The 24753-nt window shown below is 54.5% G+C and carries 19 protein-coding genes and 1 tRNA gene; 3 read left to right on the top strand and 17 right to left on the bottom strand.

What is annotated here, in order from left to right; genetic code table 11:
• Positions 1-126: 126 nt before the first annotated feature.
• The 3 genes from GEOB_RS06165 to GEOB_RS06155 all read right to left on the bottom strand — a co-directional run bounded on the left by GEOB_RS06165 (position 127) and on the right by GEOB_RS06155 (position 2031).
• On the bottom strand, positions 127-723 hold the full coding sequence (locus GEOB_RS06165; RefSeq protein ID WP_012646325.1) for a peroxiredoxin: 597 nt from the start codon (positions 721-723) through the stop codon (positions 127-129).
• A gap of 210 nt (positions 724-933) precedes the next feature.
• Entirely contained in the window at positions 934-1659 is a 726-nt protein-coding gene (locus GEOB_RS06160; RefSeq protein WP_012646324.1) for an ATP-binding protein, read from the bottom strand.
• 12 nt (positions 1660-1671) lie between these two features.
• Entirely contained in the window at positions 1672-2031 is a 360-nt protein-coding gene (locus GEOB_RS06155; protein WP_041267380.1) for a nitrous oxide-stimulated promoter family protein, read from the bottom strand.
• Positions 2032-2147: 116 nt separating this feature from the next.
• Here GEOB_RS06155 and pcnB point away from each other — a divergent pair, with 116 nt between their 5' ends.
• Positions 2148-3503 (top strand): polynucleotide adenylyltransferase PcnB, encoded by a 1356-nt coding sequence (pcnB, locus tag GEOB_RS06150; protein ID WP_012646322.1) that lies wholly within the window; start codon positions 2148-2150, stop codon positions 3501-3503.
• Positions 3504-3506: 3 nt separating this feature from the next.
• On the opposite strand, the gene uvrB is transcribed toward pcnB, so the two are convergent.
• Positions 3507-5498, bottom strand: a complete 1992-nt coding sequence (gene uvrB, locus GEOB_RS06145) for an excinuclease ABC subunit UvrB (protein WP_012646321.1) — start codon at positions 5496-5498, stop codon at positions 3507-3509.
• Positions 5499-5569: 71 nt separating this feature from the next.
• Positions 5570-6016, bottom strand: a complete 447-nt coding sequence (locus GEOB_RS06140) for a response regulator (RefSeq protein ID WP_012646320.1) — start codon at positions 6014-6016, stop codon at positions 5570-5572.
• A gap of 166 nt (positions 6017-6182) precedes the next feature.
• Here GEOB_RS06140 and GEOB_RS06135 point away from each other — a divergent pair, with 166 nt between their 5' ends.
• Positions 6183-6374 (top strand): twin-arginine translocase TatA/TatE family subunit, encoded by a 192-nt coding sequence (locus GEOB_RS06135; RefSeq protein ID WP_012646319.1) that lies wholly within the window; start codon positions 6183-6185, stop codon positions 6372-6374.
• An 85-nt stretch (positions 6375-6459) separates the two neighbouring features.
• Here GEOB_RS06135 and GEOB_RS06130 read toward each other — a convergent pair whose 3' ends face one another.
• The 8 genes from GEOB_RS06130 to GEOB_RS06095 all read right to left on the bottom strand — a co-directional run bounded on the left by GEOB_RS06130 (position 6460) and on the right by GEOB_RS06095 (position 17102).
• A complete protein-coding gene (locus GEOB_RS06130) occupies positions 6460-7059 on the bottom strand; it encodes a YceI family protein (RefSeq protein WP_012646318.1) in 600 nt (199 codons plus the stop codon).
• 75 nt (positions 7060-7134) lie between these two features.
• Complete coding sequence (locus tag GEOB_RS06125) at positions 7135-7581, bottom strand: MarR family winged helix-turn-helix transcriptional regulator (protein ID WP_012646317.1); 447 nt, start codon at positions 7579-7581, stop codon at positions 7135-7137.
• Positions 7582-7751: 170 nt separating this feature from the next.
• Positions 7752-9182 carry an AdeC/AdeK/OprM family multidrug efflux complex outer membrane factor gene (gene adeC, locus GEOB_RS06120; RefSeq protein WP_012646316.1) on the bottom strand — a complete coding sequence of 477 codons (1431 nt, stop codon included), beginning with the start codon at positions 9180-9182 and terminating at the stop codon, positions 7752-7754.
• A gap of 1 nt (position 9183) precedes the next feature.
• Positions 9184-12342 carry an efflux RND transporter permease subunit gene (locus GEOB_RS06115; RefSeq protein ID WP_012646315.1) on the bottom strand — a complete coding sequence of 1053 codons (3159 nt, stop codon included), beginning with the start codon at positions 12340-12342 and terminating at the stop codon, positions 9184-9186.
• Positions 12343-12353: 11 nt separating this feature from the next.
• Entirely contained in the window at positions 12354-13556 is a 1203-nt protein-coding gene (locus GEOB_RS06110) for an efflux RND transporter periplasmic adaptor subunit (RefSeq protein ID WP_012646314.1), read from the bottom strand.
• 198 nt (positions 13557-13754) lie between these two features.
• Positions 13755-14327, bottom strand: a complete 573-nt coding sequence (locus GEOB_RS06105; protein WP_012646313.1) for a TetR/AcrR family transcriptional regulator — start codon at positions 14325-14327, stop codon at positions 13755-13757.
• Between the two features lie 182 nt (positions 14328-14509).
• Positions 14510-15505 carry a glycosyltransferase family 2 protein gene (locus tag GEOB_RS06100; RefSeq protein WP_012646312.1) on the bottom strand — a complete coding sequence of 332 codons (996 nt, stop codon included), beginning with the start codon at positions 15503-15505 and terminating at the stop codon, positions 14510-14512.
• On the bottom strand, positions 15489-17102 hold the full coding sequence (locus GEOB_RS06095) for an ArnT family glycosyltransferase (RefSeq protein ID WP_012646311.1): 1614 nt from the start codon (positions 17100-17102) through the stop codon (positions 15489-15491). Before GEOB_RS06095 ends, GEOB_RS06100 begins: the two co-directional genes overlap by 17 nt.
• A gap of 333 nt (positions 17103-17435) precedes the next feature.
• Between GEOB_RS06095 and GEOB_RS06090 the strand changes: the two genes are divergently transcribed.
• Entirely contained in the window at positions 17436-18620 is a 1185-nt protein-coding gene (locus GEOB_RS06090; RefSeq protein WP_012646310.1) for an AAA family ATPase, read from the top strand.
• A 185-nt stretch (positions 18621-18805) separates the two neighbouring features.
• Here GEOB_RS06090 and GEOB_RS06085 read toward each other — a convergent pair.
• The 4 genes from GEOB_RS06085 to GEOB_RS06070 form a co-directional block, all read right to left on the bottom strand.
• A tRNA-Arg gene (locus GEOB_RS06085) sits at positions 18806-18882 on the bottom strand.
• A gap of 158 nt (positions 18883-19040) precedes the next feature.
• Positions 19041-19253 (bottom strand): hypothetical protein, encoded by a 213-nt coding sequence (locus GEOB_RS06080; protein WP_012646309.1) that lies wholly within the window; start codon positions 19251-19253, stop codon positions 19041-19043.
• Positions 19254-19376: 123 nt separating this feature from the next.
• Positions 19377-22721 carry a maltose alpha-D-glucosyltransferase gene (gene treS, locus GEOB_RS06075; protein WP_012646308.1) on the bottom strand — a complete coding sequence of 1115 codons (3345 nt, stop codon included), beginning with the start codon at positions 22719-22721 and terminating at the stop codon, positions 19377-19379.
• Between the two features lie 21 nt (positions 22722-22742).
• Complete coding sequence (locus GEOB_RS06070; protein ID WP_012646307.1) at positions 22743-24734, bottom strand: alpha-1,4-glucan--maltose-1-phosphate maltosyltransferase; 1992 nt, start codon at positions 24732-24734, stop codon at positions 22743-22745.
• Between the last annotated feature and the right edge of the window lie 19 nt (positions 24735-24753).

Here is a 24753-nt window from a genome sequence, read left to right as displayed (position 1 = left end):
TCTGCTTACAGATTTTATCCTTTTAACATAAATACCCCACCCTGGCAAGACCAGCATTCCCAAGGCAAAACAAAAACGGCATGGAGATATTCCCACGCGGCAGTTGTCAGCTTTCGATGCCCCTCACTAGCCGTGTTTGGCAAGATAAGCGGCTACGCCTTCGCTTGAAGCCTTCATCGAATCATCCCCCTCCTGCCAGTTGGCCGGACAGACTTCGCCGCCATGGGTTTCCACAAACTGCAAGGCATCCACCATACGCAGAGCTTCATTTACACTACGCCCCAGCGGCAGATCGTTGATAACGGCGTGACGGACTTTGCCGTTGGGATCGATGAGAAACAGGCCACGCAGGGCAACAGCATCATCAAACAAAATGCCGTAGGAGCGGGCAATGGATTTGTTCAGATCCTGAACAAGAGGATACTGGATGGCGCCGATGCCTCCGTTCTCTACAGGGGTATTTTTCCAGGCCAGATGGGTAAATTTTGAGTCTACAGAAACGCCGATGACCTCGCAGTTCTTGCCTTTGAAATCGGTCAGCCGTTTGTTGAAGGCAAGAATTTCAGAAGGACAGACGAAGGTGAAGTCTAGGGGATAGAAGAAAAGAATGACATACTTGCCGCGGAACGCCGACAATTTTATCTCGGCAAAGGTGTTGTCCGGCATAACCGCCTCAGCGGTAAAATCCGGGGCTTCCTGTGTAACTAAAGTGCAAACGCTCATGGTATTTCTCCTTTGTGAATGGCAATCAATTCAATCTGTCTGAAAAATACCAGTGCATCTGACCCTTGTCAACGGAAAAAAGATAAAAATTATCCTTTTTGTCCTATTCCAATTTAAAGCCTGATCGGCACGTGAAAAACCGGGGGGTTAGGCAAAAATGCAGTATAACGAACCCGGCTGTCAGCTATCTCTTTTGTCCGCTTCCATCATTCAGTCCAGGACTACTTCACCCCGGATACCGATGGTCACCTCTTTGAAGGGGATTTCTTTTCCTGAGGCTGCCAATGCCTGACGGGCAGCCATGACAATGCCACCACAGCAAGGCACCTCCATGCGCAGGACCGTTATGGATTTTAGCGAGGACGCCTTGAACAGCTCGGTAAGCTTATCCCGGTAGTGCTGGTTGTCGTCCAGCTTTGGACAGCCGACGACCACTGCTTTGCCGGCAAGGAAATCCCTATGATAATCGGCGTAGGCAAAAGGGACGCAATCGGCGGTAATGAGCAGGTCGGCATTCTGGAAATATGGTGCCGTGATCGGAACAAGGTTTAGCTGTACCGGCCATTGTCGCAACTGGCTCGGCGTGCCCTCCCCTTTGCCGGCTGAGGTTGAAGAAGAAGTGGCAAAGGACATGGCACGGGACCCCGGGCAGCCGCCATGATGGTGAGGTTCGGCAACCGGAGCAGATGCTTTCTTGTTTTCCTTCAGGTGGGTTTCCACTGCAGCCTCGTCAAATTCGTCTGCTTCCCGCTCGATAATGGCAATGGCATCCTGTGGGCAATCTCCCAGACAAGCTCCCAGCCCGTCGCAGAGATTATCCGCCGACAACACTGCCTTACCGTCAACGATCCTTATCGCCCCTTCGGCACAGGCTGGAACGCAGAGCCCACAGCCATTGCATTTCTTCTGGTCTATCTGTACGATTTTTCTAATCATGTCGTTCTCCTTCTAAAATAAATAGTGCCACAAAAGATCGAGCCGTCCCCGCATGATCATGCGCTTGCCGGAAAAGGCCATCACTTCCCTGATCCTGGCCCGATATTCTTTGCTGTAACAGTGGACGGGACATTTTTTACAGGATGGTTTCGGGTCAAGAGGACACCTGCGACGCTTCTCAATGGCATAGGCGACAAGGCCGGCACACTCGCCACAAAGGTGGGCATTCCTTTTAAATGCGGAGACAAGCTCCATCGGCAATGCCAGGGGACTTTGCTCCGCGTTTTTTCCATGCCTGGCCCGGCAATAGAAACTGACAAAAGTAATGAGGACCTTCAGGTCCTTTTTCTGCTTGTCGGTAAACTGTTCCATGAATGCCATCATAATAGCTGTAGGTCCGGCAGGATATGACAAAAGTCAAATATCCATTTTTTTATAGGGTGCGGCGCTTTGCCTTTCTCCTACAGATGTGGTAGGTTACTACACATATGGAACCACTCAAGCCGCTGATAATATCCCGTGCAGACCACAACATCTCTCGCCGCTCCCTGAGTCCCAATGCTGTCAAAGTTCTCTATCGTCTCAAGGACAACGGGTTTACCGCCTATCTTGTCGGAGGTGGAGTACGAGACCTGCTGCTGGGCAGGGAGCCGAAAGATTTTGATATCGTTACCGATGCCACTCCGTTGCAGATCAAGAAGATGTTCCGCAACTGCCGCCTGATCGGGAGGCGCTTTCGGCTGGCCCACCTGCATTTTCAGGATGAAATAATCGAAGTGGCAACCTTCCGCTCTGCCAGACTGGATGATGTACCTGCAGAAGAACCGGCCGCCATGGATGAATCGGAAGGCCACACTTTAACCGGCCGCTCGCCACTGCTGCTGAAAAGCGAAGACGGCATGGTATTGCGCGATAATATCTTCGGCACCCCCGCAGAAGATGCGGTCAGGCGCGACTTCACCGTCAACGCCCTGGCTTACAATATCAGTGATTTTTCTCTAATCGATTATGTGGGCGGCTTGGATGACCTGCAAAGAGGGGTGATCCGCACCATCGGCGACTCCGGAATCCGGTTCGTGGAAGATCCGGTACGGATGATCCGCGCTGTGCGATTCGCCGCCATGTTGGGCTTCCGCGTCGAAGAAACAACCTGGCAGACCATTCTGGAGCTCAGCCCCACTGTCACGAAAGCTTCGCCACCCAGACTTTATGAGGAAGTACTCAAGCTGTTCCTGCTGGGGGCAGGTGAACGCACCTACCAGCTCCTGCGACAGAGCGGCATTTTTTCCGCTCTCTTCCCCCACTTCAATGACTGGCTCGAAAGGGAAAGTGACGGATTCCCCCACACCTGGGTCGGCAAGGCCCTGGATCACTTGGACAATGCGATTCAAAACGGGGAAAAAGTGCAACCTCCCCTGCTTTTTGCCCTCATGTTCAGCCAATACCTGCAGGAGAAAGCGGAAAGCTTCCGCAAGGCGGGCCTGCCTGCTCACCCTGCCGTTAATGCTGCTGTTGCCGAATTCATGGGTGAAGTAGCCCCTACCGTCCAGTTTCCCAATCGGGTCGCTATCCTCATTCGCGATATCCTCACCAGCCAGCACCGTCTGCGCAAGATACCGGGGCGCCACCCGGAGACTTTCGCCACACGCCATGGTTTTGCCGAGGCATTGTCTTACCTGCGCTTTGCTTCCGCCATTACCGGAGAAGACAAAAAGGTCCTGGCATGGTGGGAAAAATTTCAGCTGGAACCTCAATCTGATATTCGACCCGATGGGGAGCCTCTGCAAAAACGTCGACGGCGCAGGAAACGAAGGAAAAAAACTTCGGAAAAACCCGGTATATGAACCCTAACGAAGCTTCAACTCCTGGTCTTCCAGCTTTTTGATCCGGTCCCGTAAGCCTGCCGCCTTTTCGAAATCCAGCTCCTTCGCCGCAGCAAGCATCTCCTTGCGCAACTTCTTCACCAGCTTGGGAATATCCTTCACCGCCACGTATTCTTCCATGGTCTCCGCCGCCAGCGGCACGGTGACGTAGTCATGCTCCTCCACCGATTCCAGAATGTTGCGTATCTGTTTCTTCACACTCTGGGGGGTAATGTTGTTTTCCCTGTTATATTCCTGCTGAATCTGCCGCCGCTTCGAAGTGACATCTATACAAGCCTGCATCGATCGGGTAACACTATCCGCATACATGATGACGCAGCCCGACAGGTTTCTGGCGGCACGGCCGCAGGTCTGAATCAGAGAACGCTCGGAACGTAGAAAACCCTCCTTGTCCGCATCGAAGATTGCCACCAGGGACACCTCGGGGATGTCCAATCCCTCTCTGAGCAGGTTTATGCCCACCAGCACGTCAAACTCGCCGAGCCGGAGGTCACGGATAATCTGCATGCGCTGAATGGTGTCGATATCCGAGTGGAGATAACGGACTTTAATGCCCAGTTCACGGTAGTAATCGGTCAGTTCTTCGGCCATCCGCTTGGTCAGGGTTGTCACCAGCACCCGTTCACCCTTTTCCACGGTCAGGCGAACCTCATGGAGCAGATCATCCACCTGTCCCGAAGCAGGGCGGACCTCAACCTGCGGGTCCAGGAGCCCCGTCGGCCTGATCACCTGCTCCACAACTACGCCCCCCGCCTGTTTCAGCTCGTATTCAGCCGGCGTCGCGGATACATAGACCGTCTGGTTCAACTTTTTCGTGAACTCCTGGAAGTTGAGGGGCCGGTTGTCCAGGGCCGAAGGAAGGCGGAAGCCGTAGTTGACCAGCGTTTCCTTGCGGCTGCGGTCCCCCCGATACATCCCCCCCACTTGGGAAACGGTGATGTGGGATTCATCGATAAAGAGCACGAAATCTCCGGGGAAGTAGTCGATCAGGGTATAGGGTGGCTCGCCGGCTGAGCGCCCATCGAAATGCCGGGAATAATTCTCTATCCCCTGGCAGAATCCCATCTCTTCCATCATTTCAATGTCGAAAAAGGTGCGCTGCTCGATGCGCTGGGCTTCCAGCAGCATGTTCTGCTCACGAAAATAGCGGATCCGTTCCTCCAGTTCCAGGCGGATCTGCTCGATGGCCCGGTCCAGGGTCTCCTTGTTGGCCACATAATGGGAGGCCGGATAGATGGCGCACTTTGCCAGTTTCTGGATCACTTGGCCGCGCAGGGGGTCGATCTCCGAAATGGCCTCTACCGTATCGCCAAAAAATTCGATGCGCAGTGCCCTTTCATCGTCGTGGGCAGGAAACACCTCGACGATGTCCCCCCTGACCCGGAAGGTACCGCGGTGGAAATCGACATCATTCCTTTCGTACTGGATGGCGACCAGCTTTTTCAGAAATTCGTCCCGGGGAACATCGTCCCCCTGGTGGAAGAAGATGTGCATCTCCTGATAGGAAGCGGGCGAGCCGATGCCGTAAATGCAGGAAACAGATGCAACGATGATGACGTCGCGACGGGTGAGCAGGGAGCGGGTAGCCGAGTGACGCATCTTGTCGATCTCGTCATTGATGGATGAATCTTTTTCGATGAAGGTGTCGGTGGTGGGAAGATAGGCCTCGGGCTGGTAATAGTCATAGTAGGAGACGAAATACTCCACTGCATTGTCAGGAAACAGCTCCTTGAATTCGCCGTAGAGCTGGGCTGCAAGCGTCTTGTTGGGGGCCAGGATCAGCGCCGGGCGATTGATGTTGGCGATGATGTTGGCCATGGTAAAGGTCTTGCCGGAGCCGGTCACCCCCAGAAGCACCTGATCACGATCCCCCCGAATAATACCTTGGGTAAGCTCGTCTATGGCCTGGGGCTGGTCACCCCGTGGCTTGTAGTCACTGCTTAGTCTGAAATCCATAGAAGGATGATATCATGTTATGCGTGGTCTTGCATAGAAGGGGAGAGGGGGAGACACTGTTCAGCTGCCGGTCATCGTTGGCAATCAATTTGCGGAGGCAGCTGGCATAAAGACAGCCAATAGCCACTTATCTGGCGCAGTGCGTCGCAGAACTGGCTGAATTCCACCGGCTTGCGGATATAGCTGTTCGCCCCAAGACAATAGCTGTGCAGAATGTCCAGCTCTTCCGAAGAAGAGGTAAAAACAACGATCGGAATTGTCCGGGTTTCGCTGTTGGCTCGCAACTGGCGCAGCACTTCCAGCCCGTCCACCTTTGGCAGTTTGAGGTCCAGCAGTATCAGACGAGGCTTACTGCTCCCGTTACCGTTGCCATACTCTCCTCGGCCGAAGGCAATATCGAGAGCCTCAACCCCATCACGGGCAATGACAATTTCGTCATTGAGAGCAACCTTTTGCAATGCCCGCAGGGTCAAAGCCTCATCATCGGGATTGTCCTCAACCAGCAGAATCCTTTTCACTTCAGTTATTCCTCACCTTCTTATTTTTTCCCTAATATACTGGTCCCAAGATTAATGTGCAATTAATTTGTCGCCCCCGGAAGGTCAGAAAGAACAGGTAATTTCTTGATTTTTTACATGTGCAATGCAATACTTGCTACAAATTTGCACAAAATGTGGAGGATCTATGTTTGGATTCGGCATGCCGGAACTTATTGTCATCCTGGTAATCGTCATGGTTGTATTTGGAGCGGGAAAACTGCCGGAAATCGGCAGCGCACTGGGCAAAAGCATTAAAAATTTCAAGCGTGCATCTGACGGCAAGGATGAAATAGAAATCAAGCCCACCAAAGATGATGAGGCAAAAAAAGAAAGGTGATTCTTTCTGACGACCCTGCTTTAAAGACAAAAGGGGATGGCTGCCTGCCACCCCCTTTATTTTTGCGTACAGCCCCAGGATCCCGCTATTTTGCCTGAGCCTTGATCAACTCGATCTCCAGAGTAATTGTCACTTCATCGCCGACCGTAACCCCACCGGTTTCCAATGCAGCATTCCACACCAGACCGAAATCCTTGCGATTTATTTTGGTCGTAGCCATAGCACCGCGGCGGATGTTACCCCATGGGTCCTTGCTCTCTTTTGACAGCCCTTCCACAGCCAACACTACCGGGCGGGTAATCCCGTGAAGAGTCAGGTCCCCCGTCATTTTGAGCTTGTCTTTGCCTGCCTTGGCAATTTTTTTCGAAACGAAAGTCATGGTCGGATATTTGGCAACGTCAAAGAAGTCCGCACTCCGCAGGTGCTCATCCCGTTTCTGCACGTTGGTGTTGACCGTGTTGGTGTCGATGGCCACTGTTACCCTTGATCTGGTAATGTCCTTGTCATCCAGCTCGATTTTTCCCGTGTACTTGTCAAAACTGCCTTTCACGTTGGAAACCATCAGGTGTCGTACCTTAAATCCAACATTTGAATGGTCGGGGTCGATGTTCCAGGTGGAGGCTGAAGCCACCAGCGGCAGTGCCAGGGCGATAATGGCAGTTATGGATGCGATTGCTTTTTTCATGGTTTTCTCCTTTTGGTGTTGGTTAGGAACAATACTGTTTGATATTAAACTAATTGACTAAATTTTTTCCTTTTTTTACTTTCTCCCTTTTTTCAAGCCGAGTTTTTTGCACAGAATGCCCAGCTGCTCCTGTTCCTTTTCGGACAGTTCCGACATTTCTTTAACGATAGCTGCTTCCACTGCAGTAAAAACCTCGGCGATCAGCGCTGTCCCTTCATCCGTCAGATAAATGGTCAGGTAACGTCTGTCCTCGCTGTCCCGTTCCCGCCTGACCAGGTGGCGTTTTTCCAGGTTATCGATGACCATGGTGATATTGCCGGTGCTTTTGAGGATCTTCGCTGCCAGGTCCCGCTGACAGAGAGGCCCTTTGTGGTACAGGGCTTCGAGAACGCCGAACTGGCTGATGGTCAGGTCCGCAGCCGACATGTGGCGGTTTACCCTGACCGTAACCGACTCCGCAGCCCGCATCAGCTTTGTGTAGGTATTCAAGGACAGGAATGATGGATTGTTCTTTGCGTACATAAGAGCACCTCATTTTGTTCAGGTGGATATAATTTAATATCAAACTAATTCATTTTTATCTATCTGTCAAGGAAAGTTTATTTAACCGGAAAAGCCACTGGGGGAAATAAAAAGAGCCCGGCGGAAAATTTCCGTCGGGCTCAGAACATCGGTAACATCCTCCCCTTCTGTTACTTGCCTGCCCCACCCCCCAGCACCTTGTACAGGCTAACCAGGTTGTTGAGCCGTATCAAACGGGCGCTAATCAGGTTCTGTTGGGCTGCATACAAGGAACGCTGCGAATCGAGGACATTGAGGTAGCTGTCGACCCCTCTTTCGTAACGGGCCTCGGAAAGGCGGAAACTTTCGGCAGTGGCATCGGTAAGTGACTGTTGCGCCGCCACCTGCTCGTCAATGGTTCCCCGTTGGGCCAGAGCGTCGGCTACCTCGCGGAAGGCGACTTGAATGGCCTTTTCATACTGGGCCACAGCGATATCCCGGTCAACTTCCGCCACCTTCAGGTTGGCGCGATTGCGCCCCCCCTCGAAGATCGGCACCGATATCCTCGGCGTAAAGCCCCAAGTGAAGGCGCCTCCTTTGAAGAGCCCCCCCAGTTCGTCGCTGCCGAAGCCGACGTTGGAGGTCAGCGTAATGCGGGGAAAGAAGGCAGCCCGCGCCGCGCCGATATTGGCATTGGCACCCTTAAGCAGGAATTCGGCCTGGAGAATGTCTGGACGATACAGGAGCACATCAGAAGGGAGGCCCGGGGCCACATCTTTCAATGCTGTCAGCGTCTCGGAAAGGGACTGGGGCAGCAGTTCCGCTGGCACAGATGCCCCTACCACCAGGTTCAAACCGTTTGCATCCTGGGCTGTAAGGGCAGTGAAGCGCGCAATGTCCACCCGCGCAGCATCCACGCTGGTCTGAGCCTGTTGCAGGTCCAGAGCCGAAGAAACGCCGGAGTCGAAACGGCTTTTGGTCAGCTTGAAAGATTCCTGCTGGTTAGCCAGGGTGTCCTTGGCCAGTTTGAGGCGCTCCAAGTCCGACGCCAGTGTAAGATAGGCAGTAGCCACCTGGGATACGAGACTGATCTGGACACTGCGTCGGGCCTGTTCTGTGGACAGATACTGTTCCAGAGCCTGGTCCTTCAGGCTTCGCACCCGGCCGAACAGGTCCACCTCATAGGAGCTGACTCCCAACCCCACGTCGTACTGGTGAACGGTAGTTGCCCGGCCGGTGGCCGAGAAATCTTCAGGAATCCGCTGATAGGTTGCTCCTGCTGTGGCATCCACATTGGGAAACAGGTCAGCGCGCCTGATCTGGTACTGGGCTCTGAACCGCTCCATGTTGAGAATGGAAACTCGCAGGTCGCGGTTGTTGTCCAAGGCCAGGGCGATCAGTTTCTGCAGCTGGGGGTCGACGAAGAACTCCTGCCACGGGATTTCAGCCAGCGGTTTTTGTTCCGGTTTGGCGGCTTCCGTCTTGTAAGCGGGGCCGCTGGGCCAGGCATTGGTCACCGGTGCGGCGGGCTGGCTATATTCAGGGGCCATGGTCGTGGCGCAACCGCTCAACCAGAGGAGTGCCCCCAAGGAAAGATACAACATATTTTTTATTCTATTCATCTCAATGCACCTCCTGGGCATTGGCGCCGGCAGCCGGTTCAACGACCCGCTTTCGGGCAAAGATGCGCGAGACCAGCACAAAGAAAAATGGAATAAACAGCAGATCGATGAAGGTTGCCGAGAGCAATCCTCCCGTAACCGCCGTTCCTATGGCATTCTGGGCTGCGGCCCCAGCCCCCTTGGTAAGTGCCAGGGGCAGCGTGCCGAAGAAGAAAGCCAACGAGGTCATGATAACCGGGCGCAGCCTGATCTTCACCGCCGCCAGGGTAGCCTCGACCAGCTCATGGCCCTGATGCATCTGATCCTTGATGAACTGTATGATCAGGATGGCGTTCTTGGTTGAAAGCCCGACGGTAGTTAGCAGGCCGATCTGGAGATAGACATCGTTGGGCAACATGCGAAGGGTAATGGCCATAACCGCCCCCACCAGGCCCAGCGGCAGCATCAGCAGGTTAACAAAGGGAATGGTCCAGCTTTCATAAAGAGCCGCCACGCTGAGGAAAACCACCAGAAGCGAGATGGCATAGAGGGCCGGAGCCTGTTTGCCTGACTGTATTTCCTCATAGGAGAGCCCGGTCCATTCATAACCGATACCGGGAGGCAACTGGGCAGCCATCTTTTCCATTTCGGCCATCGCCTCGCCAGTGCTCACGCCAGGGGCCGCCTGCCCCATGATCTCCACCGACGGAATGCCGTTATAGCGCTCCAGGCGGGGAGAACCATATTGCCAGTGTGCTGTGGCAAAGGCTGAAAACGGCACCATCTCGCCGGTCTTGTTGCTCACATACCAATTGTTGATATCCTCCGGCAGCATCCGGTACTTGGGATCGGATTGCAGATAGACCTTCTTTACCCTGCCGTTCTCGATAAAGTCATTGACGTAAGAACTCCCCCAGGCAGTGGACAGAACGCTGTTGACATCCGCCAGGGAGACCCCGAGGGCGCCGGCCCGAACATCGTCAATATCCAGTTTGAACTGGGGTGAGTCATCCTGGCCGTTGGGCCGCACCGCGATCAGCTTGGGGTTCTTCATGGCCATCCCCAGAAGCTGGTTACGCGCCTCCATCAGTTTGTCATGCCCCAGACCGCCACGGTCCTGCAGCTGAAAGTCGAAGCCGTTAGCCTGCCCCAGTTCCACCACCGCCGGTGGCGAAAAGGCAAAGGCCAGACCATCTTTATATTGAGAAAAGGCCGCCATGGCACGGCCGGCAACGGCCGGCGCCTTCAAATCAGGAGTTGGGCGCAGTTTCCAGTCCTTGAGCCTTACAAAGGCAAGGCCCATATTCTGCCCACGACCGGCGAAGCTGAAGCCGGCAACAGTAATAATTGATTCTACGGACTTTTTCTCCTTTTCAAGAAAATGCTGTTCCATCTGCTCGATAACCTTCAGCGTTCGCTCCTGGGTGGCGCCGGCAGGCAACTGGACCTGGCAGATGATGAATCCCTGGTCCTCGTCAGGCAGGAAGGCGGTGGGAAGCCGCAGGAAAAAGAACACCATGGCAGCGACAATGGCGCCGTACACCACCAGATAGCGCACCGGCTTACCAAAAGATCGGCCGACAATCCCTTCATACTTGCCTCTGCTCCAGTCAAACACTTTGTTGAACAGGCGGAAGAAACCGCAGAACCATCCCGACTCACACGCCTCATGGCCCTTTGCCACCGGCTTCAGGAGGGTGGAGCAGAGGGCGGGGGTCAGGATCATCGCCGTCAATACCGAAAGGATCATCGCTGAGATGATGGTGATGGAAAACTGACGATAGATGACGCCGGTGGAACCGCCGAAGAAAGCCATGGGCAGAAAGACTGCCGTCAGCACGGTGGCAATGCCCCACAGGGCGCTTGTGATCTGCCCCATGGACTTGATGGTGGCATCATGGGGGGATAATCCCTCCTCGGACATGATCCGTTCCACGTTCTCCACAACGACAATGGCGTCATCCACCAACAGACCGATGACAATGACCAGGGCGAACATGGTCAGGGTGTTGATGGAAAAACCTGCGGCGGAGAGCACCCCCATGGTCCCCAACAGCACCACCGGCACGGCGATGGTCGGGATCAGGGTGGCACGGATGTTCTGCAGGAATAGGAACATGATGACAAAGACCAGGAAAACCGCCTCCATCAAGGTTTGGATCACCTCTTCGATGGAGATCTTGACAAAGGGGGTGGTGTCATAGGGATAAACTACCTTCACCCCTTGGGGAACGAATTTTTCCAGTTCAGCCATCTTGGCCTTGACCCGATCGGCCGTATCCAGGGCGTTGGCGCCGGCCGCAAGTCTTAGGGCCATGCCGCCAATGGGTTTACCCTTGTAGCGTGCCTCGATATCGTAATTCTCGGTGCCGATTTTACATTCAGCCACATCCTTGAGCTTGACTGTCGAGCCGTCAGGGTTGGTGCGAAGAACTATGGCATCAAACTGTTCCGGCGTCTGCATCAGGGTCCGCGCCGTGATGGTAGCGTTCAACTGCTGCCCCTGCGGCGCCGGATTGCCGCCGAACTGGCCGGCCGAAACCTGGGCGTTCTGTGCCTGAACTGCGGCAATCACATCGCTTGTAGTCAGATGAAAATTGTTCAGCTTGACCGGGTTCAGCCAGATGCGCATGGCATTTTGGGAGCCGAAGACCGTTACCTCGCCGACCCCTTCCGTCCGGCTGATGATGTCCTGAATATTGGCCACCATATAGTCGGTCAGGGCATGGCGGCCCATGGAACCATCCTCCGACACCAGTCCGACCACCATCAGAAAGTTCCTTGTGGACTTGACCACCTGAATCCCCTGGCGCTGGACGATCTGCGGCAGGAGCGGCGTGGCCAGCTGCAGCTTGTTCTGCACCTGCACCTGGGCGATGTTCGGGTCAGTGCCTGCCTTGAAGGTCAGGTTAATGGCCACGGCGCCGGCCGAGTCGCTGGTGGATGACATGTAAATCAGGTTGTCTATGCCGTTCAGCTTCTGCTCGATCACCTGGGTGACCGTATCCTGAACGGTCTGGGCTGAAGCACCGGGATACATGGCGTTGATGGTTATCTGCGGCGGCGCGATCGGCGGATACTGGGAAACCGGCAAGGTCTTGATGGCCAGCAGACCGGCCAGCATGGTCATGATGGCGATTACCCAGGCAAATATGGGTCTGTTTATGAAAAAGCGAGGCATGGAGAGGCTCCTTATTTTTTAGCTGTTGCGGCAGGTTGTCCTGCGCCGGTGGGCGCTGGTTCCGGGTTGCTGTTAAAGGGCACGGCCTTGACCTGGGTACCGGGCCGGGCCTTCTGGATTCCCTCCAGGATGATCCGGTCCCCGGTTTTCAAGCCGTCGCTCACCAGCCAGCTGTCGCCGACGGTCCGGGCGACATTGATTACCCTGGGCTCCACTTTATCCTCAGCCCCGACCACCAAGACCATGGCATTGCCGGCCGGATTGCGGGTCACGCCACGCTGGGGCACCAGAATTGCCTGTTCATTTATCCCTTCTTCCAGGACGGCTCTGACGAACATGCCCGGCAGCAATGTCTGTTTCGGATTGGGGAACACTGCCCGCAGAGTGATGGAACCGGTACTCTGGTCCACGGTTACTTCCGAAAACTTGAGCGTGCCGGGCACGGGATAGGCAGTCCCGTCCTCCAATATCAGCTTGACGCGCGCCTGACCCGCATTGTCCTTTTTCAGCAGACCACTGGCCAGGCTCTGTTGCAGTCGCAACATCTCCGAGTTGGACTGGGTCACATCCACATATACGGAACTGAGCTGCTGGATGGTGGCCAGGGCAGCCGGCTGGTTGGCGGTAACCAGGGCGCCGTTGGTCACGGTCGAGCGGCCGATACGGCCGCTGATCGGTGCAGTCACTTTGGTGTATGCCAGATTGATGCGGGCCGTTTCGACCGCCGCCTTGGCTGAAGCCAGATCGGCCTCGGCCTGTTTCAGTGAGGCATAGGCATTATCGTAATCCTGCTGGCTCACGGCCTTTATTTTAACCAGTTCACGGAAACGTTCCTCGCGGAGTCGGGCCGGGACCAGGTTGGCTTCAGCGCGGGATTCTGCCGCTCTGGCGCTGGCATAGGCAGCCTGATAGGTGGCCGGATCAATCTGGTAGAGCACTTGCCCGGCCTTCACATCGCTGCCCTCAGTAAAAATACGCTTCTGGATGATGCCACTCACCTGCGGCCTGACTTCGGCGATCATATAAGGCGACGTGCGGCCAGGCAGTTCGGTAGTCAAGGCAACCCGCTGCGGCTTCACCTCGATGACACCTACCTCGGGGGGTCCGGATTTTACCGGACCTGCCTGCTTCTTCTTTCCGCAACCGGAAAGCAGCATGCAACCACTGATAATGGTGGTGACGGCGATTAATTGTGCTCTCTTCGTGATCTGCATTGAAATACCTCGTATGATTTTGTTGAATAAAGCCTATAGTAAACACCGCCATTGCGGCTGCAGCAGCGGGTTCATTTGCGCCGTGAAAAAGCGATGATTATGATCAAGCTCCACATGGCAGCCAGCAATAAAAGAAACAGCTTGGTAAGCACTTGTAACCTCAAAATTAGTAGAAATGAATATTCATTCCGTTTGTACTCAGCGCCTTACCGCATCCCAGCAGGCACCGACCGTTTGTTCGATCAGCTGATCGGTGAGGTTGATGAACTTCAGGATATGATCCCTGCTCACGTCCACCAGCGGCCCGAAAGACAGGGCGAAAAGTATGGGTAAATCCAGGTCCTTGAAGATCTGCTGCTGCTTGGCTTCGTCGAAAAGTTCCCTTATGATGTCCTTTTCCCGTTCGCCGAAAAGCTTTTCCCGACGATGGGCAACGCCGTATGGAGAATTGTGAAACTGTTCGACGAAACGCAGCTCCAGCGGGGCCGCTATAAGGTGCCTGACCAGCACCGCGCCCATGTGGAGAAACCGCTCGCGCACTGAGCCTTTCTCCGGGTACCCCTCCATGAGCGCCGTCACGAATCGCTCTTCGACAATGCCATAGATCTCCATGATCAGGGTGTCCTTGCAGTCGAAATAACGGTAAATGGTCCCTGCTCCAACCCCAGCCTTCTCGGCGATCATCGCCATGGGGGCACCATGGAAGCCATGTTCCGCAACAAGTTCGAGAGCCGCCTGGATTATCGTTTCCTTTTTGTCACATTTTTCCATTCTACAAATCCTCTTTTACGGAATGAACGTTCATTCTTTATAACTACTGATGCGGCTCCTTGTCAACGGAAAATTAATAGGGAAACCTTCACATAAGGCAGAGTGCGTTGTCAGTGAATGATGAGGTGACGAGAAATGTATCTCAAGTGTGCCAGCGAGGAGAGTTTCTTTACAAGACGGGATTATAAACGTTTTTGCAGTGGTATTTTCGGTACGTTTGCAGAATCTGTCGCCAGAAAAGATAAAATCAACTGGATGCCCACCAGCGTCGGTAATGCAGCGAGCATTACCGTGCCGCTGGTTGCCACCACTCCAGTGCGCACAGATGTCACCCATGCCGTACTTCCGACAACCATGCCTATGGAAAGGGCCAGGAGTCCCAGCAAAAGACCCAGCGACATGGCACTGAAATCACGAAGATAGTAGTTGTAAAAGATTCTCTTCAAGGTATTCCGCATATGCTTGCAAGCGAATTCAGGGATCGAACGGAAGACTTTCAAGTTACTTTTTTCATCCGCATATCTTGCGGGAAGCGGCACATCCATCACAACAGCACGAATGATGTTCAGCCTGAACAGCATGTCTGACTCAAAGAAATAGCGATTATCTATCTTTTCCAGGGGTAGATGTTCCACCACCTTGGAGTGCACGGCAGTGAATCCGTTGGTGGGATCAAAAATATCCCAATACCCGGAAGAAAATTTGGCAATAAAGGAAAGGGCCGCATTGCCGAGCAGGCGCACCAGGGGCATCTGTTGCACCCCTTCAAGGTAGTAGAACCTGTTGCCCTTGGTGTAATCTGCAACACCGTTAACAATGGGTGAAATCAGGATGGGGATATGTTTGGGGTCCATCTGCCCGTCACCATCAAGCTTGACAATGATGTCGGCGCCGTCACTGATCGCCTGCCGGTAACCGGCAATCGTAGCCCCCCCTACACCACGGTTTTCCCTGTTGAAAAGAACCCGAATCCGTGAATCATGGCACTTTTCCGAGACGTATCTTCCCGTCTGTTCGAAACAAGCATCATCTACCACATAAATTGCCTGCACTTCCGGGCCAATCGCACTGATCACGCCAAGTATATGATTGCGGACGCCATAACAGGGGATAACTACGGCGACTGACTGTCTCCCGTTTCCCGACAGTGCCTCTGAATCTTTAAGGTGTGACTTCATAAACCGCTACTCCGACACTGGAAGGATCTTTATACAACAGATGGAGGCGCACCCCGGCCAAGGGGGTGAAAGAGTCTCCGTCCCGTGGGGCTGTACTGAAGATTGACGCAGGTGCATTGAAAAGAGGCAGGAAAAGCAGCTCGAATTGCGGTCGCATACCGGCCAGCATACCATCGATTATTATATATCTTGCCCCTTTCTGCCTGGCCGTGGATACCATCTCCTTAAGGTCCGTCTGGGGCATGCCTACATTTTCCATTTCGGCATAAAAGGATATTCTTCCCCACCGGGTCATTATTTTTGCTCCCGGGGGGAGATGTTTTTTCAGGAGCTCTCCGATACGACGCTGGTCGTAACGACCGCCATCATCTTCGAATTGATAAGGCTTGTTGCGATCTGCGGGAATCTGCGCGGCAAAAGTGTACAGGGTAAGCAGTGAGACCGCGATAATGGAAACCGGTGCCCAAGCCATATATTTAGAAAGGCCACTGTTTGCAGTAAACAGTCCCGACAGCCAAAGTTCAGCGGAATACAGACCATTACCCACCCATAGAAAAAGCACCGGCAGGTACGGTTGCAGGTATTCAGGCCCAACAAAGAAAAAGACCACGATGATGCCGAAGGGAGCAAAAGATGCCAATAAATACACTCGCCGGGTTATCTGCTCCCGCTTCCACCTTCCCCAAAAGAAACCGGTTACCACGGCGATCCACATATACAAGGGCACCATGGTCTGGAAGACTTTGATCAGATTTTGCGAAAGGTTTATCCAGAGAAAATCCGGGTAGGAGCGAATCACTTCAAGAAATCCGATTCCCTTAAAGCCGGGTTCGTTTTTCAGATCCGGCCGGCCCAGGTACTCGCTCAAGGCATCGGCAAGGGTTGCGCCCCCCTTGCCGGTCAATTGCCACTGGCCGGTAACATTGTGAACCAGCAGGACAAAGGGCAACAACATCAGTATAAAAGAACCTGCACATACTGAAATCAGAAGGAGTCGTTTTTTCACGCTCCTGGTGCCGCCGCACGGCAGGAGCAGTACCGGCGCCATAAAGGCAAAGGCAACCAGAGATTCCGGCCTGGTAAGGTATGAAAGCCCGGCTACAGCGCCAGCGACAAGCGCCCATCGCCCGGACCCGCGGCGGAAAGCCTGCCACAAAAGCCAGTACCATGTGACGAGCAAGGTGATGTATGTTGCCTGGGTCATGACCTCGCAAGCCCAGGAGCGCAGTGGCGGCCAGGCGATCACGAGAATGCAGGCAATAATGCCAACAGAACGCTCAAAGAAATCCCTGGCAAGCAGGTACAGCGGAAAGATCAGCAGACTGCCCATCACTGCCGATACGAGGCGACCGGCTGACTCCGTATCTACGCCTAATAAACTTACCATCGCCGTCAATGACGGATATATGACACCATAGGTAGTAAGCGGAGCAAAGTTGCCGTTGATAAGATTTCTCGCCGCAGATACATAGCCAACGCCATCGGCTGAAATGACTCGATAGAAAGGAATGAAATAAAGCCTTACCAGGAGGGCCACGGTAAACAGTGAAACCAGCAGTGTCAGCTCATTCCTGTTCAGGAATCGTTCCTTGTTCATGCATCAACTCCCCGGTTATTTCCTGAACTGCATCCCTCGTTGCGGCAGCACATTGGATGTGACTATATTATTTACGGCACATTGTCAATTTATTAAATGCCGCAAATTGCCAGAGGTGGCGTATTCGAACGCACGTAATAAAGATGCTACCGCCTGAAGGAAATCATGCCCAGCAGACATGCGGGTTTGCGAGGGGGATGATGCAGGAATTATTAACAGGAGGACACGGTTGGTGTGATCTATCTCTATCAGGCTGATGGTTATAGCAATTTATATACACTTATAGCATTTTTCTGATATAACCTTATATATCTTTATAGAAGTGAGGTGGTTATGGATAAAATCAAAAATCCCTTCTCCCCCGGAGCGGGTTCTCCACCACCAGAATTGGCAGGTCGCAACGCCATATTGGAACAGGCGGAAGTCCTTTTGGGCCGGGTGCTCGCAAGACGGCCGGAGAAGAGCCTATTGCTCACCGGGCTGCGCGGAGTTGGTAAGACTGTGCTGCTCAATGAGATTGAACGGAGAGCTAAAAATATTGGCTATCGTACCATCCTGGTTGAAGCGCACGAAGGGAAATCCCTGGCTGTCCTGCTGGCCCCACATCTGCGGCGCCTTTTGTTCGATCTAGACCGGATCGCCGGAGCCGGAGATAAGGCTCGTAGGGGGCTTGCCGTGCTCAAGAGCTTTGTCGGCGCAATCAAGATTTCGATGGGCGAGTTCGACATCGGTCTGGACATTGAACCGGAGTCGGGTGCGGCTGACAGCGGCGACCTTGAGGTCGATCTTCCCAGCCTCTTCATGACCGTGGCTGAAGCAGCACAGGAACGCGGTGTTGCAGTAACCATTCTAATCGACGAAATCCAGTACTTCAAGCAACTGGAACTGAGTGCCCTGATCATGGCAATGCACAAAATGCAGCAGAGTCAGCTCCCACTGGTGCTTATTGGCGCCGGTCTGCCAATCCTGCCGGGTCTGGCCGGAGAGTCCAAATCGTACGCCGAGCGATTATTTAATTTTCCAGAGGTTGGCCCACTGCCGGAACCGGATGCGAATAAGGCACTTCAAGATCCCGTACGGGCAGCTCACGAAGAATTTGCCCCTGACGCCCTGGCAGAAATATTCAGATTGACTCAAGGCTATCCCTATTTCCTGCAAGAATGGGGTTATCAGGTCTGGAACCATGCCGTTGCCTCCCCAATTTCTTTGCAGGTTGTGCAGGAAGCCAGCGATCTGGTCTCAAAGCGATTGGATGAAAACTTCTTCAGGGTGCGGTTCGACCGGTTGACTCCGCGCGAAAAGATGTTTCTGCGAGCAATGGCCGAACTTGGTGGTGGCGCTTGTCGCACCAGTGACGTTGCAGATCAGTTGCATATAAAGATTAGCGCCATGGGGCCGTTACGTGCCGGCCTGATAAAAAAAGGAATGATCTATAGCCCATCATACGGAGATGTGGCTTTCACTGTGCCATTGTTTGACGAGTTCATGAGGCGCGCAATCCCCACGTTCGAACCCTGACATAGAGAGCATTTTCCTACTTGGCGGGAAGCTCGCGCCGGGCTTAATGAGTTGCGACTTTCAGCAGTGTTGTGGAAGGAATGACAGTCAATCCTACCCAATGCTATCCGGAAAAATTTCATTAGCATTTACTACGGCACAAAAAAAGAGGCTATGGCCAAAACCATAACCTCTTGTTTAATTATTGGCGCGCCCGGAGAGATTCGAACTCCCGACACCCTGGTTCGAAGCCAGGTACTCTATCCAGCTGAGCTACGGGCGCCTGATGCCGCTTCGAGCGGCTTTGTGAAAGCCGATGCAGTCTAACCGCAATCGCTTTGCCAGTCAAGACCATTCCTGGTCATGCAACTGCCCTTCGCCATAAAAAAAGACCCGGAGCAAGCTCGGGTCTTTTTCATCGTCTCAGAGAATCTTCCATTTTCAGGGGAAGTGGTTATCTTTTTCGTTAAGCCCGGCCATTGCTGTCTTCATCTCCGGTGGCTGTTGTTGCCGCACGGTTGCCTGTTCCTGCCGCCTGGCTTCGGCATGGTTCTCCAGCTTCATGTTCATCTCGTTGGCCGCATCGATCTGGCCGATGATTCCGGCGGAAAGAATAACTGCCGCCATCACTATCCCCTGATAGAACCTTGTCATTGCCGTACCTCCTTATAGCAAGCTGTTGGGTTTCAACAGCCTGCAATCCAGGCTATGCAGAGCGAGCATGCAGGACAAGTATAAATAGTTTTAAATTAAAAGCAACTTATTTTTAAATATTTTTCATTTGACCATCTCTTCTGCCTGATCCGCATTCTTCATCAGACGCTGAATAGCGCGCAGAGGTATCAACAGCCAGTCGGGACGGTTGTTGATCTCATAGCCCAGGTCATGGATCGCCTTGTCCAGGATGTATATGTCGAGGATGGTCTGTACGTCCGCCTCCAGGCTGGGGATAAATTGGGCACCTTTCACATTTTGCAGATAGGCATGGAGGAAAGTGCCGGCCACGTAACGGTACCAGGCTTCGGCCCATGGCTCCAGGAAAGGAATATCCTCGGTACGGATATGGGCATGCTGCACCAGCACTGCATAGGCCGCATACTGGAACGAATTGATCATGCCGGCAACGTCCCTGAGCGGCGAATCCTTGATCCTTCTTTCCCGCATGGAACGCGCCGGTTCCCCCTCGAAATCGATGATGATGAAATCCTGGCCCGTATAGAGCACCTGTCCCAGGTGATAATCCCCATGGATGCGTGTTTTCATTGCAGAAAACCGGCGGCCGGTAAATTTGCCGAGCTTTTTGATGATTTCCTGTTCCAGCAAGAGCAAGTGTTCCGCCTCCTGCCGGATCTCGTCCTTGAGGTTTTTCAGGTTCCGCTTCAGAAGATCGAAGACGGTGCGGACCCTGTTGCGCATGGACTGGAAACGCGAGCGCTGGTTGAAGATGGAAAATGGCTCCGGGGTAAAAGCCGGGTATTTGCTGTGGGCAGACAGGGCCAGATGCAGCTGGGCCGTCCTCTTGCCTAAGAGGGGCACCATCTCCAGATAAAAGCCTCCCATCAGTTCCTGCATTTTCGGTGAAAGCGCCCCGTGATCGGCATCATAGATATTGGCCGGCAGCCGCGGCGTCACCTTCATATCCTCCTTGCTTGCCAGGACCCGTTCCACGTATTCCCCAACCTCGTCCATGGTCAGCCCCCAGGCATCCCCCTGGTTCTCTACCAGCCCTTGCATGATACCAAGGGTGATCGGTTCCGTCCCTTTCTGCCAATACTCCAGTACCCCGACCAGCGGTGCAACATGGGCAAAGCGATCCTTTTCCGTCAGGAATCTGCCAATTTCCACCTCGGGATTGACCCCTTCCTCCACGCGCCGGTAAAGTTTGAAGAAGAAACTTTCGTCGAAATGGACAGCCGTGTTGCTCTGCTCAACCTTGCCCACTCTGGATTGCAGCGGTGCCTTCTTTTCCCGGAAAATGGCGGCAAAGGAATGTCCGGGACGCCCGGACAAGACCCTTCCCTCAGATCCCTCAATACGCTTTCTTCCCGCGATCAGGCCGAAAATAACGTGACGGAAGATGCTGCTGTACATGGCATCGTAAAGGATGCCGTCTTCATTGTTCACCTTCAACCGGGCAATGACCGCCTCAGGGTATTCCTGCAGGATTTCTTCACCTTCGGTCAACGGCAGGTAATGCAGGGGAAGGAGATAGGTCTCGGTCTGCCCTTCGGTGTAGGCGGTCTCGATAAAGCTCAGGAAGAAGGAAGTATTATCGGCCGGCACGGGCAGACTATCGCCGATGATCAGCTTGCTTATGGTCTGCCCTTTGCTGCGGAACCAGCGGGTCTTTCGCAGGTAGCCGGGAAGCACCCGCCGCTCCATCTGGGCCAAACCTGACCGTCTCAGGATGTTCTCCCAGGAACCGCTTACCGACAATTCGGGACACACATATTCCGCTGCAGGCGCCTCCGCCTCCTGGGCCTTGGACATGAGCAGGAGATGGTAGTTGTATGGCCCGAGAATCAACACGTAGGGGCTGTCCTTGATCACCGGGAACCGATTGCGGCTGAAGATATCCTCCGGTACATGGCCGAGAAACTCAGGAGAGGCTATCTCCACCACCTGGGAAAAGCGGGACAGGTTGATGAAGATGAGGATTGTCTCCTCCTCGAATTTTCTGATCATGGCAATGACTTTTGGATTGCGTAACCGGACAAACTCAAGTGAGCCACGGCTGAAGGCCTTATACTGCTTGCGCAGATCGATGAGACGCCGCATCCACCACAACAGCGATGACGGGTTACGGGTGTGGTTCTCCACATTGACCGCCTCGTAGTGGTACTCGGGATCGATGATCACCGGCAGGAACAGACGCTGTGCGTTGGCAGCAGAAAAGCCCGCATTGCGGTCGGGACTCCACTGCATGGGGGTGCGGACGCCGTTACGGTCCCCCAGGTAATAGTTGTCCCCCATGCCGATCTCGTCGCCGTAATAAATGATGGGAGTGCCGGGCAGAGAAAAGAGCAGCACGTTCATCAGCTCGATCTTGCGCCGGTCACTCCCCATGAGCGGCGCCAGGCGACGGCGGATACCCAGGTTGATGCGGGCTCGGGGGTCGCTGGCATAGACCCGGTACATGTAATCCCGCTCCTCGTCGGTGACCATCTCCAGGGTCAGTTCGTCGTGGTTGCGCAAGAAGAGCGCCCATTGAGAATGTTCGGAAATGCCCGGAGTCTGTTCCAGAATGTTGATGATGGGAAAGGACTCCTCCATCTGCAGGGCCATGAACATGCGCGGCATGAGAGGAAAGTGGAAAGCCATGTGGCAGGCGCCGCTCCCCAGGTAGGAAACCGCGTCCTCCGGCCACTGGTTGGCCTCGGCCAGGAGCATCCGCCCCGGATATTTCTCGTCCATGAACTGGCGGATCTTGTTGAGAAAGGCGTAGGTCTCCGGCAGGTTCTCGCAGTTGGTCCCCTCCCGCTCGTACAGGTACGGCACCGCATCGAGCCTTAAACCATCTACCCCCATGCCGAGCCAGAAATCGAGGACCTGCAGCATAGCCTCGTGGACCCGTGGATTATCGTAATTCAGGTCCGGCTGATGGGAATAGAACCGGTGCCAGAAGTAGGCCTTGGCCACCGGATCCCACGACCAGTTGGAGGACTCGAAATCCTTGAAGATGACCCGCGCATCCTGATATTTGGCCGGGGTGTCGCTCCAGACGTAGAAATCCCGCCACACCGACCGTGGCCCACCCCGGCGCGACTTCTGGAACCAGGCGTGCTGATCGGAGGTATGGTTCAGCACCAGCTCCGTAATGATCCTGATACCCAGCCGGTGGGCCTCGCGCAGCACCGCCTGGAAGTCCCCGAGGGTGCCGTAATCGGGATGGATGCGGTAATAATCGGCGATGTCGTAGCCGTCGTCCTTGAGTGGCGACGGATAAAACGGCAGGATCCACACTGCCGTCACCCCCAGGTCATGGAGAAAGGGGAGCTTTTTCAAGAGCCCGCGGAAATCGCCGATGCCATCGCCGTTGCTGTCGTAAAAGCTTCGGACGTGAACCTCGTAAATAACGGCGTCCTTGTACCACAGGAGGGGTTCGTCTTTCAGTCCTGTCATGGCTTTACTCCTGCCGATTCGTCACATGTAGTAGTCGAAATCCGCCTCATGGCGCAGACGCGGACGGATCTGGAAAATGCGTGCCGGCATCCGGCGGGGGTCCAGCTCGATGAAATTCCAGGCCCCCTGCCAGATGGATTTTTCATCACTGATGAGATCGTGGATCAGATAGGGATGCCCCGGAGCAATTCCAAGCTGCTCAAGGGGAACGTGCAGCCTCCCCCCTTGAACCCTTGTCGGGTCCAGGTTTACCACCACGAGAATGATATTGCCGCCGTCACGGGAGACCTTGCTGTAGAAAATGAGGTTGTCGTTGTCCGTCTCATAGAAGGTAACGTTATAGGTGCTGTGGAAGGCGCGATTCTCCCGGCGGATGCGGTTGATGGTCGTAATCAGCTCCTTCAGGTTACCGGGGGCATTGCGGTCCCAGTTCCTGATCTCGTATTTCTCCGCGTCCAGGTATTCCTCTTTCCCCGGCAAGGCATCGTTGACCCCCAGCTCGAAGACCGGGCCATAGATGCCGTAGCTGGATGACAGGGTCGCCGCCAGGACAAGGCGGATGATGAAAGCCGGCCGCCCCCCGTACTGGAGATGCATGGGGAGGATATCAGGAGTGTTCGGCCAGAAATTGGGTCGGAAGAATTCCCGCACCTCGCTGCGGGTCAGCTCCCCCAGGTAGGCGGTCAGCTCGTCCCTGGTGGTCCGCCAGGTGAAATAGGTGTAGGACTGGCTGAAGCCCAGCTTGGCCAGACGGTACATGACCTTTGGCCTGGTGAAGGCTTCGGCCAGGAAGATCACGTCCGGATAATCGCGCCTTATCTCGCCTATCAGCCATTCCCAGAAAGGGAAGGGCTTGGTATGCGGGTTATCCACCCTGAAGATGCGAATCCCCTTTTCGATCCAGAAGGTCACGACCCGCTTCAGCTCCTGCCAGAGCGACTGCCAGTCCGGTGTCTCAAAGTAAAAGGGGATGATGTCCTGGTATTTCTTCGGCGGATTTTCGGCAAATTGGACTGTGCCGTCAGGCCGCCAGAAAAACCATTCCGGGTGATCCCGCACATAGGGATGATCGGGGGAGCACTGGAAGGCCAGGTCGAGGGCGACCTCAAGGCCATGGGCCGCCGCCTTGACCACCAGGGATTCGAAGTCCTCCATGGTACCCAGCTCGGGATGAAGCTGGGCGTGTCCCCCGCTTATGGCGCCGATGGCCCAGGGACTGCCCGGATCGTCCGGGTCGGCTGTTGGGGCATTGTTCTTTCCCTTGCGATTGGTGGAACCAATGGGATGGAGGGGGGGGATATAGAGCACATCGAAGCCCATTCCCGCCAATTCGGGCAGAAGCTCCTCACAGTCTCGAAAGGTACCGTGCCGCTTGCCGTCTGTCCCCAGGGACCGGGGAAACAGCTCATACCAAGCGCTGAAGCCGGCCTTCTCACGCTCGACGACCACCGAAAGCTCATGGTGATAACGCGTTGCCAGTGGCCTGTCCATGATACTGCTGTAAAGGTGTCCTTCAGAAATAAGTCCCAGCGCCACCCGCTGTTCCGGGCTATGGCGGCTGGAAAGTTCGTCCGCCGCCGCATGCAGCCGCTCTGAGGCTTGATGATTCCCATTCCCGGCGGCCGTTTCCGCAGCCTTCTTGAGTTGATCCCTGATCATGTCCAGTTCTACCGTCACATCCTGTCCATCCTCGTATTTTTTCAGCAGGTCCTTCTGCCACGATTTGAAATGGTCCACCCAGGCAATAATGGTGTAATGCCAGACCCCGGTGCTCCGGAGGGCAAAGGAGCCTTCCCAGCGGTCATTGCCCACATGCTTCATCTGCTCCTCGCGCCACGGCTGCTCCGTCTCCCCCCGGTAGAGCAGAACGGCGCTCACCTCATCGTGGCCGTCGCAGAAAATATCGGCCTTCACCGTCAACTCGTCCCCGCAGATCCTTTTGACAGGATACAAGCCGCAATCCACCTGGGGGAAGACCCCTTCGATGACTACCCGTTTTCTCCCTTCAGACATATGAGCCCCCTCGTCGAGA

This window comes from Geotalea daltonii FRC-32 (assembly GCF_000022265.1).
In the GTDB taxonomy this organism is placed as follows: Bacteria; Desulfobacterota; Desulfuromonadia; order Geobacterales; family Geobacteraceae; genus Geotalea; species Geotalea daltonii.
This window is presented reverse-complemented; position numbering and strand designations above follow the sequence as displayed.